The organism is Streptomyces sp. NPDC039424 (assembly GCF_055639495.1).
In genome coordinates this window covers 31,453-44,496 of sequence record NZ_JBVKAI010000010.1, presented here as the reverse complement: position 1 = coordinate 44,496, position 13,044 = coordinate 31,453, and the positions used below count along the sequence as shown (strand labels likewise).

Here is a 13,044-nt window from a genome sequence, read left to right as displayed (position 1 = left end):
CTCCGGGGCTCCGCGGAGGGCCGTTATTGTTTCGCACCCGCGCGAAACCTCCGGAGGTGCCCATGGGCTGGTGGCTGGTCAACGCCGACACGCTCGCCCGCAGCCGGTTCGTGCTCTCCCCGTACGTCGAGACCTTCGCCTCCCTGAAACTGCTGCACGCGGGCGAGGCCGCGCACCCCGGGGAGCGGCACTGGCTGCGCGCGCACCTGCCCGCCTACCGGGCGCGGCTGGCCGCCGACCCGGTGACCGCGCTGCTGGTGCGCGCGGGGCTCGGCCGGAGCTGGATCGCCGACTTCCTCACGCCGGCGCCGCGGGACGGGGAGACCTTCGAGGAGGGCGTCGCCCGGGTCCGGGCGACCGGCCCGGCCGAGGCACGCGCGAACCTGCGGATGTCCCTCGCCGGGCCGCTGCCCGCCGCGCTGGACCGGGACGATTTGCCCGAGCGGGCGGCCGGGGTGCTCACCTACGTGTGGGCCGAGGCCGTACGGCCGTACTGGGACCGGCGCCGACGGGTCCTGGAGGCGGACGTGGTCGCGCGGACCGCGCAGGTGAGCCGGGGCGGCTGGGCGGCGGTGCTGGACTCCCTGCGGCCGGGACGGACCCAGTGGCTCGGGGACAACCGGCTCCAGGTGAGCCCGCACGAGTACCCGCCCCGCGAGATCTCCGGCGCCGAGCTGCTGTTCGTGCCGGTGACACCGCAGCGGCACGGGTGGGTGTCGTGGGAGGAGCGCACCCGGTACGCCGTCGTCTACCCGTGCGCCGGCGCGCTCGCCGACGGGAGCGGCCGGGCGGCGCCGCGGAGCCTGGGCGCGCTGCTCGGGACGGCGCGGGCCGGGGTGCTGGTGCTGCTCGACTCGCCGATGAGCACCACCCAGCTGACCGCGGTGACCGGGCAGGGGCTCGGGTCGGTGGGGCGGCATCTGAAGGTGCTGCGGGACGCGGGGCTGGTCGAGCGATGGCGGGCGGGGCGGTCGGTGCTGTACGCGCGGACGGCGGCGGGGGACGTGATGGTGGAGGCGGCCACGGGCCGGACACGGACCGGAGCTAGCATCCGCTCATGACGACTACTGACCACACCGGCTCCGTGCTGGACGTCGAGATCGGTGCCCTTCAGGGCGGTTCCGCGAACCTGCCGGGTTACGCGGGCAAGGCCGTGCTGATCGTGAACGTGGCCTCCAAGTGCGGGCTGACCCCGCAGTACTCCGGGCTCGAGCGCCTCCACGAGCGCTACGCCGACCAGGGCTTCACCGTCCTCGGCGTGCCCTGCAACCAGTTCCTCGGGCAGGAGCCCGGCAGCGCCGAGGAGATCGCCGAGTTCTGCTCCGCGACGTACGGCGTGACCTTCCCGCTGACCGAGAAGGTCGAGGTGAACGGGGAGGACCGGCACGCGCTGTACGAGCGCCTGGTCGGCTTCGCCGACGCCGAGGGGCACAGCGGCGACATCCGCTGGAACTTCGAGAAGTTCCTGATCGGCCGGGACGGCCGCGTCGTCGCCCGCTTCTCCCCGCAGACCGACCCGGAGTCGGCGGAGGTCGTGGCGGCCGTCGAGGCCCAGCTCGCCTAGCAGGTGTTGACCTTGCCCCTGGGGCAGGGCTGAGCGTCCTGGTCACCGGGCGGAAAGGGCCGCCCGGTGACGGAGGATGCCGGTATGGACGAGGAACTGCTCACCATCGGGGCGTTCGCGGCGCGGGCCAGGCTGTCGGCCAAGGCACTGCGGCTGTACGACCGCCTCGGGCTGCTGGCCCCGGCGTACGTCGACGCGGTCAGCGGTTACCGCTACTACCGCGCCGGCCAGGCCGAACGCGCCCGGCTGGTGGCCCAGCTGCGCCGGCTCGACATGCCGCTCGCGGTGATCGCGGAGGTGGTCGAGGCGGACGGGGCCGAAGGCGCTCGGCTGCTCGCCCGGTACTGGGCGGACGTCGAGGCGCGGCTGGCGGGGCAGCGGACGCTCGCCGAGTACCTCCGTGGACGGCTGTCGGGGAGGAGCTCCGAGATGTACGACAGGTTCCAGGTCGAGACGGTGGACGTGCCCGCACAGGTGGTGATCACCGAGAAGCGGCACACGCTGGCGGACGAGTTGCCGGCGTGGATCGGGGCGTCGCTGGGGCGGCTGGAGGCGGCGGCCCGGGAGTGCGGGGGCGTCGTGGCGGCGCCGTACGTCGTGTACCACTCCGAGGTGTCGATGGAGAGCGACGGGCCCGCGGAGTCCTGCGTGCCGGTGGCGGACGAGACGGCGGCCCGGGCGTGGGCGGAGCGGCACGGGCGGGCGTGGGAGACGGCGGTGCGGGTGGAGCCGGCCCAGCGGCTGGTGTTCACCCGGATCACCAAGGCGCAGGTGGCCCACCCGCAGATCCTCGCCGCGTTCGAGGCGGTGGAGGAGTGGATGGCGCGGGAGGGACTCCAGGCGGCGGGGCCCTGCCGGGAGGTGTACTTCGCCGACTGGGACGCGGCGGGACCCCAGGACGCGGTGTGCGATGTGGCGTTTCCGGTGAAGTGACACCGCCGCCCAGGGTGGGGTGACACCGCCGCCCAAAGGGCGAGCCCTCTCGGCAAGGACGGCGGGCTGGTCGAGAGGGCTCTGGGTGGTGCTGTGCAGTTGTGGTCGTCGGGTCAGGGAGGCCCCCTACGCCTTGACCGAGGCCACGAAGGCGTTCCACGCGTCGGCGGGGAAGGCCAGGACGGGGCCCTGGGTGACCTTGGAGTCACGTACGGCGAGTTCCGCGGTCGCGGGCGACTTGACCTCGACGCACGCCCCGTTCCCGGCGGAATAGGAGGACTTCGTCCACGTCTCCGTGGCGCCCTGAAGCAGTGCCATGTCCACTCCTGTTGCGAGTTGCTCTGTAGTGCGATTCACGCCAACCAGGTCGACCGGTTGGCGTGATCGACGCTACTCGGCAACAGCCCCTCCTGGCGTACTCGTTCACTCGACCGGATGGCATATTCCATTGGGGACTTCCACCTGGACCTGGCATCGGTGTAGGATCCGGCGCCCCATCTGCCCGAAGGCTCAGCGGGCGTACTCTTTCGCCGCGTCGGCGATGAATTGGCGGGATTGCTCCACGTTCAGGGACTGTGCCCGCAGATGTTCGTACATCACGGCGTACTTCTGCACGTCCTGCGCCTTCTCCAGATACAGGTCGCTGGTGACGCCTTCGAGGTACACCACGCTGGAGTCGGCCGCGTCGGCGAACTCCAGGATCGCGTACTGCCCGTTGAGCCCCGGATGCGCGCCCACCTCGAACGGCAGCACCTGCACGGTGACGTGCGGCAGCTGGGACATCTCGATGAGGTACTCCAGCTGCTCCCGCATCACCAGCCTGCTGCCCACGACCCGGCGCAGCGCGGCCTCGTCCAGCACCACCCACAGCCGGAGCGGGTTGTGTTCGGCGGTGATACGTTCCTGTCGCCGCAGCCGCACCTGCACCCGCTTCTCGATGTCGGCGGTCGAGGTCTCCGGCAACGCGCCCTGCACCAGCGCCTCCGCGTACGCCCGGGTCTGCAGCAGTCCGGTGACCAGCTGGGGTTCGTACACGCGCAGCGACTCGGCGTCCGTCTCCAGACCGATGTAGACGCTGTACGGGATGTCACCGAACGCGTGCCACCAGCCCTGCTGACGCGAGTCGCGGGCCATCTCCATCAGCGAGTCGACGATCCGCTGGTCCTCGACCTCGTACACCCCGCACAGGTCACGGACGTCGCGCTGGCTGATGCTGCGCCGGCCGTTCTCCAGACGGCTGATCTTCGACTGCGACACCAGCAGTCTCTCCGCCACTTCTTCGGCCGTCATGCCCTTGAGCTCGCGAAGCCTGCGCAGCTCCTGGCCCAGCCGGCGCCGCCTGACGGTGGGATTGACATTGGACGCCACGGGACGTGCACCTCCGGCTGCCTGCCTGTACCTACCACTTTGCGTATCTGCTGTTGAGCAGACTGCCACCAAGGTGCTTCCTACCGCTGGCAAACGGTGGATATGCGGCGCGGACACGTCAGTTCGGGCACCAGTACGCACAACACCGCTCACACGCAGCCGAGCGGGGCGGTGAGACATACGGTCTCACCGCCCCGCTCGAACCAGCGGCTCCCGGGACGGGACTTGGGGGCTGTGCCGTGGGTCTGCGGCTCAGTGGGCCACGGCCCGCGCCATGGATCCGTGGCGCGGTTGCATCGGAACACCGCGGGCGGGTTCCGGTGCGGACCTGGCTCCTGGTCCGGCCTGGCGGCCGGCCGGGGCCGGGTTGCGGCGCGGCTGGGCCGCCGCACCGTTCTGAACGTCCATCACGGCGTGCGCCACGAGGCCGCCCATGGGGTCGTGCCTGATCAGATCCCGCAACCGGGAGCGCGACGAGCGCCCTTCGTTCCCCGGGTACAGGTGCTTGCCGAGGCCGACCGCGTGCGCCAGGGCGGCGAGCGCCGCGGTCCGCGGGTCCGGCGGTACGCCGGTGCGGATCGCGGAGTCCAGCCGGGCACGGATCTCCCGGCTGATGTCGTTGTCCGTCGCCTGGTAGCGAGTCGTCGGCAGCACCCCGCACATCTGGCCCGCCACGGCGGCGACCATGCCGCACCGCTCCAGATGCGAGAGGTAGACCTGGCGGAGCCCGAGACGCGGCCCGCCGATCCAGTGGACGGCCCGCACCGGGGCGCCACGCCTTCGCAGCAACTCCAACGCGCAGTCCAGTGTTGGATCTCCTGTCGGCCGTGGTACCACCACGGCGATACGATCCCCGTCTGGGGCTATCCGTCCGGCCAGCGCCAGCTCCACTAGCTGTGCTCCGGCCAGACCGAGGTCGAGCGACTGCGGCTGTGCAGTGGTACCCGTGGCCGGGTCCAGTGCCAGCAGCAGAAGCTCCTCCGGAAGTGTTCTGCGGCTCCTGCCCATCCATGCCTCCCCGCGTGGATGAATGACAGGGTGACCCCTCTCACATTGGTCTGTCGAGAGCGCGTGACCGGTTCGTAAGGGAACCGGTAGGTATGTCGTTCTCGTCTACCACGGGGGACAAGCCCGCACACAGGACACTGGTACATGGTTCGGACAGCGGTGGGGAGGCGTTGTCCGGGCGGACGGTTAGCCGTCGGTTGGTGGTCGGTTCGGCAGGCGCACGGAGGACGTGCGGCACATGAGGAGGCATCGGTGGCGGGCGAGTCCCCCGACAGGTCGAAGCAGCGCAAGTCGTCGGCAGAACCGACGTCGGGGAGCGCGGCTCCGGTTCCCGAGGCACGCGACCCGCGGCTCGCGGTGACCCGCGAGTCCGACGCGCGTGGCGCCGTGGACACCTCGACCAAGATCCTCTCCACCCGGGGCCTGGCGTCCGACGCCGAGAACTCCGACACCCCCGCCCCCGAGGACGACGCCCGCCTCCGCGAGGCCGTGGCGGCCTGGGTACGGTCGGGCGACTCGGCCGACGCGGAGAAGCGGGCGGACACCGAGGACGACGAGGACGACGAGGACGACGAGGACGACGACGAGTCCGAGGACACCCCGGAGACGGCCGCCGAGGACGACGAGGACGACGAGAGCGCCGCTCGGGCGAGCGGCGACGACGAGCCCGCCCAGGACGCCGACGCCGAGCCCGAGGCGACGGACGAGCCCGAGGCCGCCTCCGCGGACGTCGAGGAGCCCGTAGACGCCGGCACGGACGCGGAAGAGCCCGAGACCGCCTCCGCAGACGCCGCGGAGTCCGCAGACGCCGACGCGGACGCGGACGCCGAGGAGCCCGCAGACGCCGCCCCGAAGGCGGACGCCTCTGCGGACGAACCCGACGACCCGTCGGCCGCCGACGGCGAATCCGCCCCGCAGGGGCCACCCGCGGCCGACGACGAGAGCCGCACGGCTGGTGCGGGTGGGGACACGAAGACCGAAGGCGAAGCCAAGGCCGTCGATCAGCCCACCGCCGTCTTCAAGGCCCCGAAGCCGCGGGTCGACCAGCCGACCACCATGCTGAAGCTCGGCGGCACCGCCAAGCCCAAGGCCCCCGAGTCCGACCCGGAACGCACCAGCAAGTTCGTCGCGCTCAAGCACCTCGACGACCCGGCGACCCGCAAGCCGGAGCCGAATACGGCACCGAAGACGGAGCCGAAGCCGGACGCGAAGCCCGTCCCCGCCGACGCCACCACCCCCGTCCCCCAGATCGGCCCCGAGCGCACCACTCAGCAGCCCCTCCCGCCCAAGCCTCCGCTGGACCTGCTGGCCGAGCTGACGAACACGCCCCCGCCCCCGGAGACCCCGGTCCGCACGCTCGTGCGCCGGGTCAAGATCTGGACCCCGCTGGTCCTGCTCCTGGCGGTCGTGTTTGCGGTCGTACAGGCCATGCGCCCGCTGCCCGCCCCCACCCTCGGTCTGACCGCCGAGGACACGTACCAGTTCAAGGGCGGCAAGGTCAGCCTTCCCTGGCCGACGGAGGGTCAGGGCTGGATGGACGTCGAGGGCGTCGGCACGATGAGCAGCTTCGGCAAGCAGACCCCCATCGCCATCGGCTCCGTCGCCAAGACCATGACCGCGTACATCATCCTCAAGGACCACCCGCTGAAGACGGGCGCCGAGGGCCCGGCGATCGAGATCGACGCCACCGCCGAGAGGGAGGGCCACTACGACGAGCAGAACGAGTCGACCCTCAACACGGTGAAGAAGGGCGACAAGCTCACCGAGAAGCAGGCGCTCTCGGCCGTCATGATTCCGTCCGCGAACAACATCGCGCGGCTGCTGGCCCGTTGGGACGCGGGCTCCGAGGCGGCGTTCGTCAAGAAGATGAACGCCACCGCCAAGAAGCTCGGTATGACGAACACCACGTACACCGACCCCTCGGGCCTGAAGGAGACCACCGTCTCCACCGCCGAGGACCAGGTGAAGCTCGGCAACGCGGTCGTGAAGATCCCGGCCCTGACGGCCATCACCAGCGCGGCCAGCTGGGACGACCCCTACGGCCACAACTGGACGAACTACAACACCCTCCCCTACGTCATGGGCGCGATCGGCATCAAGACCGGCAGCACCACCGCGGCCGGCGGCAACCTCCTCTTCGCCGCGAGGAAGGAGATCGGCGGGGAGACGGTCACCGTCGTCGGCGCGGTCCTCGGCCAGCACAAGCCGAAGATCCTCGACACGGTCAACGCGGTCAGCAAGACCGCGCTGATCGCCGCGAAGGACGCGCTGACCTCGGAGAAGATCCTCAAGAAGGGCGACGTCGTCGGGTACGTGGACGACGGTCTCGGCGGCCACACCCCGATCGTCACCACCGAGGACGTCACCGCGGTCGGCTGGGCGGGCCTGAAGGTGAAGCTGTCCTTCGACGCCGGCGACGTACCTCACACCGCGAAGGCCGGCACCAAGGTGGGCACGCTCACCGTCGGTGACGGCAAGAGCGGCGCGGTGAAGGTGCCGGTGGCCCTGCAGAAGGCCCTGACCGAGCCGGGCCTCGCCGCCAAGCTGACCCGCCTCGGCTGACGCACGGCACACCGTTCGTCACCGTACCCCGCCGACGGAGCACCACCCGGGAGCCCCGCGGCGGGGTGCGTGCTAGCGTCACGAATCGGGGCAGGTGACCGGTCGGGGGGACACGGCCGCGAACCGGACGAGAAGCGGCCGGGAACAATCGAGGAACACGGCCGAGAACAGAAGACGGGACACGGGGAGTGCCTTCAGGTGGCCACTGCGGAGCCGACACGCGCCGACGACGCCGATCCGGGCCCGGGACCAGGCTCACGAATACGCCTGTCCGCGGCTGACACACGCGCGGACGGCGATACGGGCCGCCGGTCCCGGCTGCGGGCTGCCGCCGAGCGGCTGCGGCAGCGGATGCTCCTGCATCCCGCCCTGTCCATGACCGCGCTCTCCGGCGTGCTGCACATCATCTGGTTCTTCACGTTCGCGAACAGCGGCGGCGACCTCGCGGCGCAGGACGCGTGGGCGGAGTTCGTCGGCCGGCACCCGGACTCGGCGTACAACCTGGCCTGGTACGGCGGCATGCACCCGGTGTCGTACAGCGTGGTGTCGCCGTATCTGATGTCGGTGCTCGGCGTCCGTACGACGATGATGATCGCGGGGACGGTGTCGGCGGGCCTGCTGACCATGATCCTCATCCGCAGCCGGGTGGTGAAGAACCCGCTGTGGGCCGCCCTGGCCGGGGTGTTCGCGCTGATCTGCAACGCGATCTCGGGCCGGGTGACCTTCGGCCTCGGCACCGTGTTCGCGCTCGGCGCGGTGGCGGCCGTGTTCTGCTGGCCGTACCGCTGGCGGCACAAACGCTGGGCGAAGGCCCTGGTGGCGGCCCCGCTCGCGGCGCTCGCCACCATGTCGTCGCCCGTCGCGGGGCTGTTCGTGGGCCTGATCGCGGCGGCGCTGTTCCTGCAGAAGCGGCGTCCGGGTGCCTGGGCGCTGGGGCTGGCGCCGACGGCGGTGGTCGCCGTGTCGACATGGCTGTTCCCCTTCTCCGGCACCCAGCCGATGAAGTTCGGCTCGGTGATCATGCCGCTGCTGTACGGGCTCCTCTGCCTCTTCCTCGTCCCCAAGGAGTGGAAGACCGTCCGGCTGACGGCCGGGGTCTTCAGCCTCGCGGTGGTGCTGGTCTGGCTGGTCAACTCGCAGATCGGATCCAACATCTCGCGGCTGCCGATGCTGTTCGCGGGTGTCACGCTGATCGCGGCGCTGCCGTTCACGGTGCCCCGCTCGCGCAAGTGGTACACGATCGTGCTGGCCTTCCTCGGCTCCGCCGGCTGGATAGGCTTCAAGTCCGTCGACGACATCGTCCACACGACCCCGGACGCGTCGTGGGCGCGCGAGCTGGCCCCGCTCGTCAACGAACTCCAGCAGGTCGGTGCCGAGAAGGGCCGCGTCGAGGTGGTCCCGGCCCGCTCGCACCGCGAGGCGTCCGCGCTCGCCCCGTACGTCAACCTGGCCCGGGGCTGGCTCCGCCAGGCCGACATGGAGCGCAATCCGCTCTTCTACGACGACACGCTCAACTCGGCGAACTACCACGAGTGGCTGCAGCGCTGGGCCGTCCACTTCATCGTCGTGCCCAAGGACCAGCCCGACGCCGACGGCGGCGGCAAGCGGGAGCGGCAACTCATCCAGCGCGGGATGCCGTACCTCACGCAGGTCTGGGGCGACGCCAACTGGCAGCTGTTCCGGGTGACCGACCCGGCCCCGCTCGCCGAGCCCAACGCGATCGTCGACCGGGCGGAGCAGGGTGAGATGACGATCGAGGTCCGCAAGGCCGGCCGCATCCTCATCCGCATCCCCTACTCGCCGTGGCTGAGCATCGTCGACGCCAAGGGCAAGAGCCTGAAGCCGCCGCAGGAGACCGAGGCCTCCAAGCACCGGGCCGACGGCACCCCGAAGACGTACGACAACGTCAACGGCTGCCTGATGGAGACGCCGGAGGACGCCAAGGGCGACAAGTGGACGATGCTGCTCGCGCCGAAGGCGGGGACGTATCACCTGGCGGCGCCGTACCAGTTGCCGCGGGGCACTCCGTGTCCGGACGAGCTGAAGTGACCGTCCGCGGGCCGGTGCGCGCCTACCGCTGCCCGGAGGGGGCACGGAGCTCGCTCACGTAGCGGTCCGTGCCCGGCACCGTCGGGATGAAGGGGGCCACCAGCTCCACCCTGCCCAGCCCCGACCCGGTCACCTGCTCGTCGAGCCCGGTGAAGCACCGCTCCCAGCACTCCCGCGGGTCCGCCTCCAGGAACCACAGCAGGGTCAGCCGGGTGTCGACGCCCTCCACCTGCTTGACGTAGGTCATGCGGTCGCCGGGCAGGGGCGTCGGCCGGAACACGGTCACCATCGCCGCCGGGGAGCCCGCGACCCGCTTCGGCAGATGGCGGGCGCGCAGCCACTCCAGCAGTTCGGCGCGCTGCTCGGCGGTGTCGCTGTCGACGACCTCCAGGACCAGGCCCGCATACGGGTGGTCGAGGGCGTGGAAGTCACGGGGTCCGGCCGCGCCGTCCCGGTACACCGTGGCCTCGTGGTCCTGGAAGGCCGTGAAGACATGGGTGCGGTCCTGGTAGACGCGGGCGTCGCGGTTGAGGCGCTTGTTGATGGCGACGGTCCACTTCATGTGGTCGTCGTAGCGGCCGTCGGTGATCCAGTACGTGGAGAGGTAGCAGCCGGCGGTGACCGGCTGGGCCAGCGCCGACTTCTCCGGGTAGCGCAGGAGCTGGAGGTCCCGGGTCGCCACCCAGCGGCGGCCCGCGTACATCCAGGGCATGGCCATGGCGCCGGCGTAGTAGTGGTCGTCCTCGTACCAGCGGTTGTACGCGTACTCGTGGCCCGGGTGCGGTTCGACCATGGTGATCAGGGCGTGGCCGGGGCGCACCCCGTACGGGCCCACTGCGGCCAGTTCGGCGTACGTCTCGCTGCGGGTCTCCTCGCTCATGCCGTTCCCCTTCCTTCCTCCGCCGGACGCCCATACTCTGACGCTCCGTCAGATGATGCGCCATCCCCCGGGAGGCCCGGATGTCACTGCTCGCAGGCAAGACGGTCGTCGTGTCGGGAGTCGGGGCCGGGCTCGGCCACCAGGTCGCCGCCGCCGTCGTACGGGACGGGGGGAACGCGGTGCTCGGCGCCCGCACCGGGGCGAACCTCGCCAAGACCGCGGCCGAGATCGACCCGGAGGGGACCCGGACCGCCCACCGGGCGACCGACATCACCGACGAGGGGCAGTGCGCGGCACTGGCGGGGCTGGCGCGGGACCGGTTCGGCGGGCTGGACGCGGTGGTGCACGTGGCGGCCTGGGACTCCCACTTCGGCGGCCTCGAAGACGCCGACTTCACGACCTGGCAGTCGGTCATCGACGTGAACCTGCTGGGCACCCTGCGGATGACCCGGGCCTGCCTGCCCGGGCTCAAGGAGCGCGGCGGCGGGTCGGTGGTGTTCATCGGCACCCAGTCGGCGGTGGCCGCGCCCACCCAGGTGAAGCAGGCGGCCTACGCGGCCTCCAAGGGCGCCCTGACCAGCGCGATGTACTCACTCGCCCGAGAGTTGGGCCCCCACCGCATCCGGGTCAACACCGTCCTTCCCGGCTGGATGTGGGGACCGCCGGTCCAGGCGTACGTCCAGTTCACCGCCCACACCGAGGGCGTACCGGAGGCGGAGGTGCTGGGGCGCCTGACCGGCCGGATGGCGCTGCCGGAACTCGCGACGGACGGCGACGTGGCGGACGCCGCCGCGTTCCTGGCCTCGGACCGGGCGCGGGCCATCACCGGGCAGTCGCTGCTGGTCAACGCCGGGGAGCTGATGCGCTGACCACCCACCATTTCCAGCCACTCAAGATGTTCATATAGGTGAACTAAGGTCAGCAAGCCGAACATTTTTGCTTGCTCTTGACCTTACGCTCGCTTGTCGTGCCCGCGTAACCGCAACCACGATGAGCGGGCACTTCGCGGCCTTCCCCGTCCACGCTCCGCTTATGCGAAGTGCCAGCCAGCTGAGCGGAGTTCACAAGGCGGACCCTGGAAGGGGGGCGCATGAACAGTCTCGACTGGGCCGTGCTCATCGGCTACTTCGGCGTGATGGTCGCGATCGGCGTCTGGTCGCACAAGCGCGTGGACGACGTCAGCGACTTCTTCACGGCGGGCGGAAAGATGCCGTGGTGGCTGTCCGGCATCTCGCACCACATGTCGGGCTACAGCGCGGTGATGTTCACCGGGTACGCGGGCATCGCCTACACCTACGGCGTCACCTCCTTCGTCACCTGGTCCTTCCCCATCGCCCTGGGCATCGCCATCGGCTCGAAGCTGTTCGCGCCGCGCATCAACCGGCTCCGCTCCCGGCTCCACGTGGCCTCCCCACTGGAGTACCTGAAGAACCGTTACAACCTGCCCACGCAGCAGGCCCTGGCCTGGTCCGGCATGCTGCTGAAGATCGTGGACGTGGGCGCGAAGTGGGCCGCCATCGCGACACTGCTGTCCGTCTTCACCGGGGTCACCCTCAACCAGGGCATCCTCATCACCGGCGCCATCACCGCCGTCTACTGCACCATCGGCGGCCTGTGGGCGGACGCGCTGACCGAACTCGGCCAGTTCGTCATCCAGTTGCTGGCCGGTCTGTCGATGTTCGTCGCGGTGCTGCTGAAGCTGAACGACAAGGGCATCGGGTTCTTCGACGCCTGGGACGAGCCCGCCCTGCACGGCCACGGCAAGGCCCTGGTCGGCCCGTACGGCACCGTGTTCCTGCTCGCGTTCCTCTTCATCAAGCTCTTCGAGTACAACGGCGGCATGCTCAACCAGGCCCAGCGCTACATGGCGACGGCCGGCCCGCGCGAGGCCGAGCGCTCGGCCCGACTGTCGGCGGTGCTCTGGCTGGTCTGGCCGGTCGTCCTCTTCTTCCCCATGTGGATGTCACCGCTGCTGGTGCACGCGCAGAAGCCCGACGGCTCCGACTCCTACGGCCTGATGACCGAACAGCTCCTCCCGCACGGCCTGCTGGGCCTGGTCATCGTCGGCTTCTTCTCCCACACCATGGCCATGTGCTCCTCCGACGCCAACGCGATCGCGGCCGTCTTCACCCGCGACCTCGCACCGGTGCTGTCGGCACGGGCCCGGGAGTGGGGGCAGCGGTCCGGGCTGATCGCGGCCCGTGTCACCACGGTGGTCTTCCTCGGCCTGTCCATGGCGGTGGCGACCCAGGTCAACTCGCCCGCCTTCAAGGACATCATCACCGTCGTCATCAAGTGGGTCGCCGGTCTGATGGGCCCCATCGCCATCCCGATGATGCTGGGCCTGCTGCGCCCGTTCCGCCGCTCCGGCCCGACGGCCGCGCTCACCAGCTGGGCGATGGGCCTGCTGGCCTTCTGGCTGGTCAACTACCCGATCAACTGGAACGTCGACGGCGGCGTCCCGCTCCAGTACCAGGTCTCGGTCCCGCTGGCCGTCTCCCTGGTCCTCTACATCCTCATCGGCTACCTGAAGCCGGAGGACACCCCGGAGCGCCTGGCGGTCATCGAGCGGATCAACACGGACGGGGACGGAAGCGGCACGGCGGCCGTCGCGGTGCCGGCCCCGGCAGGAGCGGGGGACGACGTGATCGGGGCGCCGCTGAAGGACTGACGCACCCCT

At 70.7% G+C, this 13,044-nt stretch carries 11 protein-coding genes; 7 read left to right on the top strand and 4 right to left on the bottom strand.

The window, feature by feature from the left end:
• The first annotated feature begins 62 nt into the window (after positions 1 to 62).
• The 3 genes from ACZ7L0_RS24350 (at position 63) to ACZ7L0_RS24340 (ending at position 2,497) form a co-directional block, all read left to right on the top strand.
• Positions 63 to 1,061: an ArsR/SmtB family transcription factor gene (locus ACZ7L0_RS24350; protein ID WP_471244646.1), complete on the top strand. Its 999-nt coding sequence runs from the start codon at positions 63 to 65 to the stop codon at positions 1,059 to 1,061.
• Entirely contained in the window at positions 1,058 to 1,564 is a 507-nt protein-coding gene (locus ACZ7L0_RS24345) for a glutathione peroxidase (protein ID WP_471244645.1), read from the top strand. The genes ACZ7L0_RS24350 and ACZ7L0_RS24345 overlap by 4 nt, the downstream gene beginning before the upstream one ends.
• An 84-nt stretch (positions 1,565 to 1,648) precedes the next feature.
• A complete protein-coding gene (locus ACZ7L0_RS24340) occupies positions 1,649 to 2,497 on the top strand; it encodes a MerR family transcriptional regulator (RefSeq protein WP_471244644.1) in 849 nt (282 codons plus the stop codon).
• Positions 2,498 to 2,623: 126 nt separating this feature from the next.
• On the opposite strand, the gene ACZ7L0_RS24335 is transcribed toward ACZ7L0_RS24340, so the two are convergent.
• From ACZ7L0_RS24335 to ACZ7L0_RS24325, 3 genes are all read right to left on the bottom strand, one after another.
• Complete coding sequence (locus ACZ7L0_RS24335) at positions 2,624 to 2,815, bottom strand: DUF397 domain-containing protein (protein ID WP_471244643.1); 192 nt, start codon at positions 2,813 to 2,815, stop codon at positions 2,624 to 2,626.
• Between the two features lie 192 nt (positions 2,816 to 3,007).
• Positions 3,008 to 3,865 (bottom strand): helix-turn-helix domain-containing protein, encoded by an 858-nt coding sequence (locus ACZ7L0_RS24330; RefSeq protein ID WP_471244642.1) that lies wholly within the window; start codon positions 3,863 to 3,865, stop codon positions 3,008 to 3,010.
• Between the two features lie 252 nt (positions 3,866 to 4,117).
• Entirely contained in the window at positions 4,118 to 4,873 is a 756-nt protein-coding gene (locus ACZ7L0_RS24325) for a GOLPH3/VPS74 family protein (protein ID WP_471244641.1), read from the bottom strand.
• Between the two features lie 252 nt (positions 4,874 to 5,125).
• Between ACZ7L0_RS24325 and ACZ7L0_RS24320 the strand changes: the two genes are divergently transcribed.
• Together ACZ7L0_RS24320 and ACZ7L0_RS24315 are read left to right on the top strand one after the other, a co-directional pair.
• Complete coding sequence (locus tag ACZ7L0_RS24320) at positions 5,126 to 7,435, top strand: D-alanyl-D-alanine carboxypeptidase (protein ID WP_471244640.1); 2,310 nt, start codon at positions 5,126 to 5,128, stop codon at positions 7,433 to 7,435.
• Between the two features lie 198 nt (positions 7,436 to 7,633).
• Positions 7,634 to 9,484 (top strand): MFS transporter, encoded by a 1,851-nt coding sequence (locus ACZ7L0_RS24315; RefSeq protein ID WP_471244639.1) that lies wholly within the window; start codon positions 7,634 to 7,636, stop codon positions 9,482 to 9,484.
• Positions 9,485 to 9,506: 22 nt separating this feature from the next.
• On the opposite strand, the gene ACZ7L0_RS24310 is transcribed toward ACZ7L0_RS24315, so the two are convergent.
• Positions 9,507 to 10,364 carry a hypothetical protein gene (locus ACZ7L0_RS24310; RefSeq protein WP_471244638.1) on the bottom strand — a complete coding sequence of 286 codons (858 nt, stop codon included), beginning with the start codon at positions 10,362 to 10,364 and terminating at the stop codon, positions 9,507 to 9,509.
• A gap of 80 nt (positions 10,365 to 10,444) precedes the next feature.
• Here ACZ7L0_RS24310 and ACZ7L0_RS24305 point away from each other — a divergent pair, with 80 nt between their 5' ends.
• Both ACZ7L0_RS24305 and ACZ7L0_RS24300 read left to right on the top strand, forming a co-directional pair.
• Positions 10,445 to 11,233 carry an SDR family oxidoreductase gene (locus ACZ7L0_RS24305; RefSeq protein WP_471244637.1) on the top strand — a complete coding sequence of 263 codons (789 nt, stop codon included), beginning with the start codon at positions 10,445 to 10,447 and terminating at the stop codon, positions 11,231 to 11,233.
• Between the two features lie 221 nt (positions 11,234 to 11,454).
• The gene (locus tag ACZ7L0_RS24300; RefSeq protein WP_471244636.1) at positions 11,455 to 13,035 is read left to right on the top strand and encodes a sodium:solute symporter family protein; all 1,581 of its coding nucleotides are present in this window, start codon (positions 11,455 to 11,457) and stop codon (positions 13,033 to 13,035) included.
• Positions 13,036 to 13,044 lie beyond the last annotated feature (9 nt).

Bases quoted from the DNA above. Each gene is read 5' to 3' on its own strand.
- ACZ7L0_RS24350 (WP_471244646.1), top strand. From the start codon at position 63: ATGGGCTGGTGGCTGGTCAACGCCGACACGCTCGCCCGCAGCCGGTTC.
- ACZ7L0_RS24345 (WP_471244645.1), top strand. From the start codon at position 1,058: ATGACGACTACTGACCACACCGGCTCCGTGCTGGACGTCGAGATCGGT.
- ACZ7L0_RS24340 (WP_471244644.1), top strand. From the start codon at position 1,649: ATGGACGAGGAACTGCTCACCATCGGGGCGTTCGCGGCGCGGGCCAGG.
- ACZ7L0_RS24335 (WP_471244643.1), bottom strand. From the start codon at position 2,815: ATGGCACTGCTTCAGGGCGCCACGGAGACGTGGACGAAGTCCTCCTAT.
- ACZ7L0_RS24325 (WP_471244641.1), bottom strand. From the start codon at position 4,873: ATGGGCAGGAGCCGCAGAACACTTCCGGAGGAGCTTCTGCTGCTGGCA.
- ACZ7L0_RS24310 (WP_471244638.1), bottom strand. From the start codon at position 10,364: ATGAGCGAGGAGACCCGCAGCGAGACGTACGCCGAACTGGCCGCAGTG.
- ACZ7L0_RS24305 (WP_471244637.1), top strand. From the start codon at position 10,445: ATGTCACTGCTCGCAGGCAAGACGGTCGTCGTGTCGGGAGTCGGGGCC.
- ACZ7L0_RS24300 (WP_471244636.1), top strand. From the start codon at position 11,455: ATGAACAGTCTCGACTGGGCCGTGCTCATCGGCTACTTCGGCGTGATG.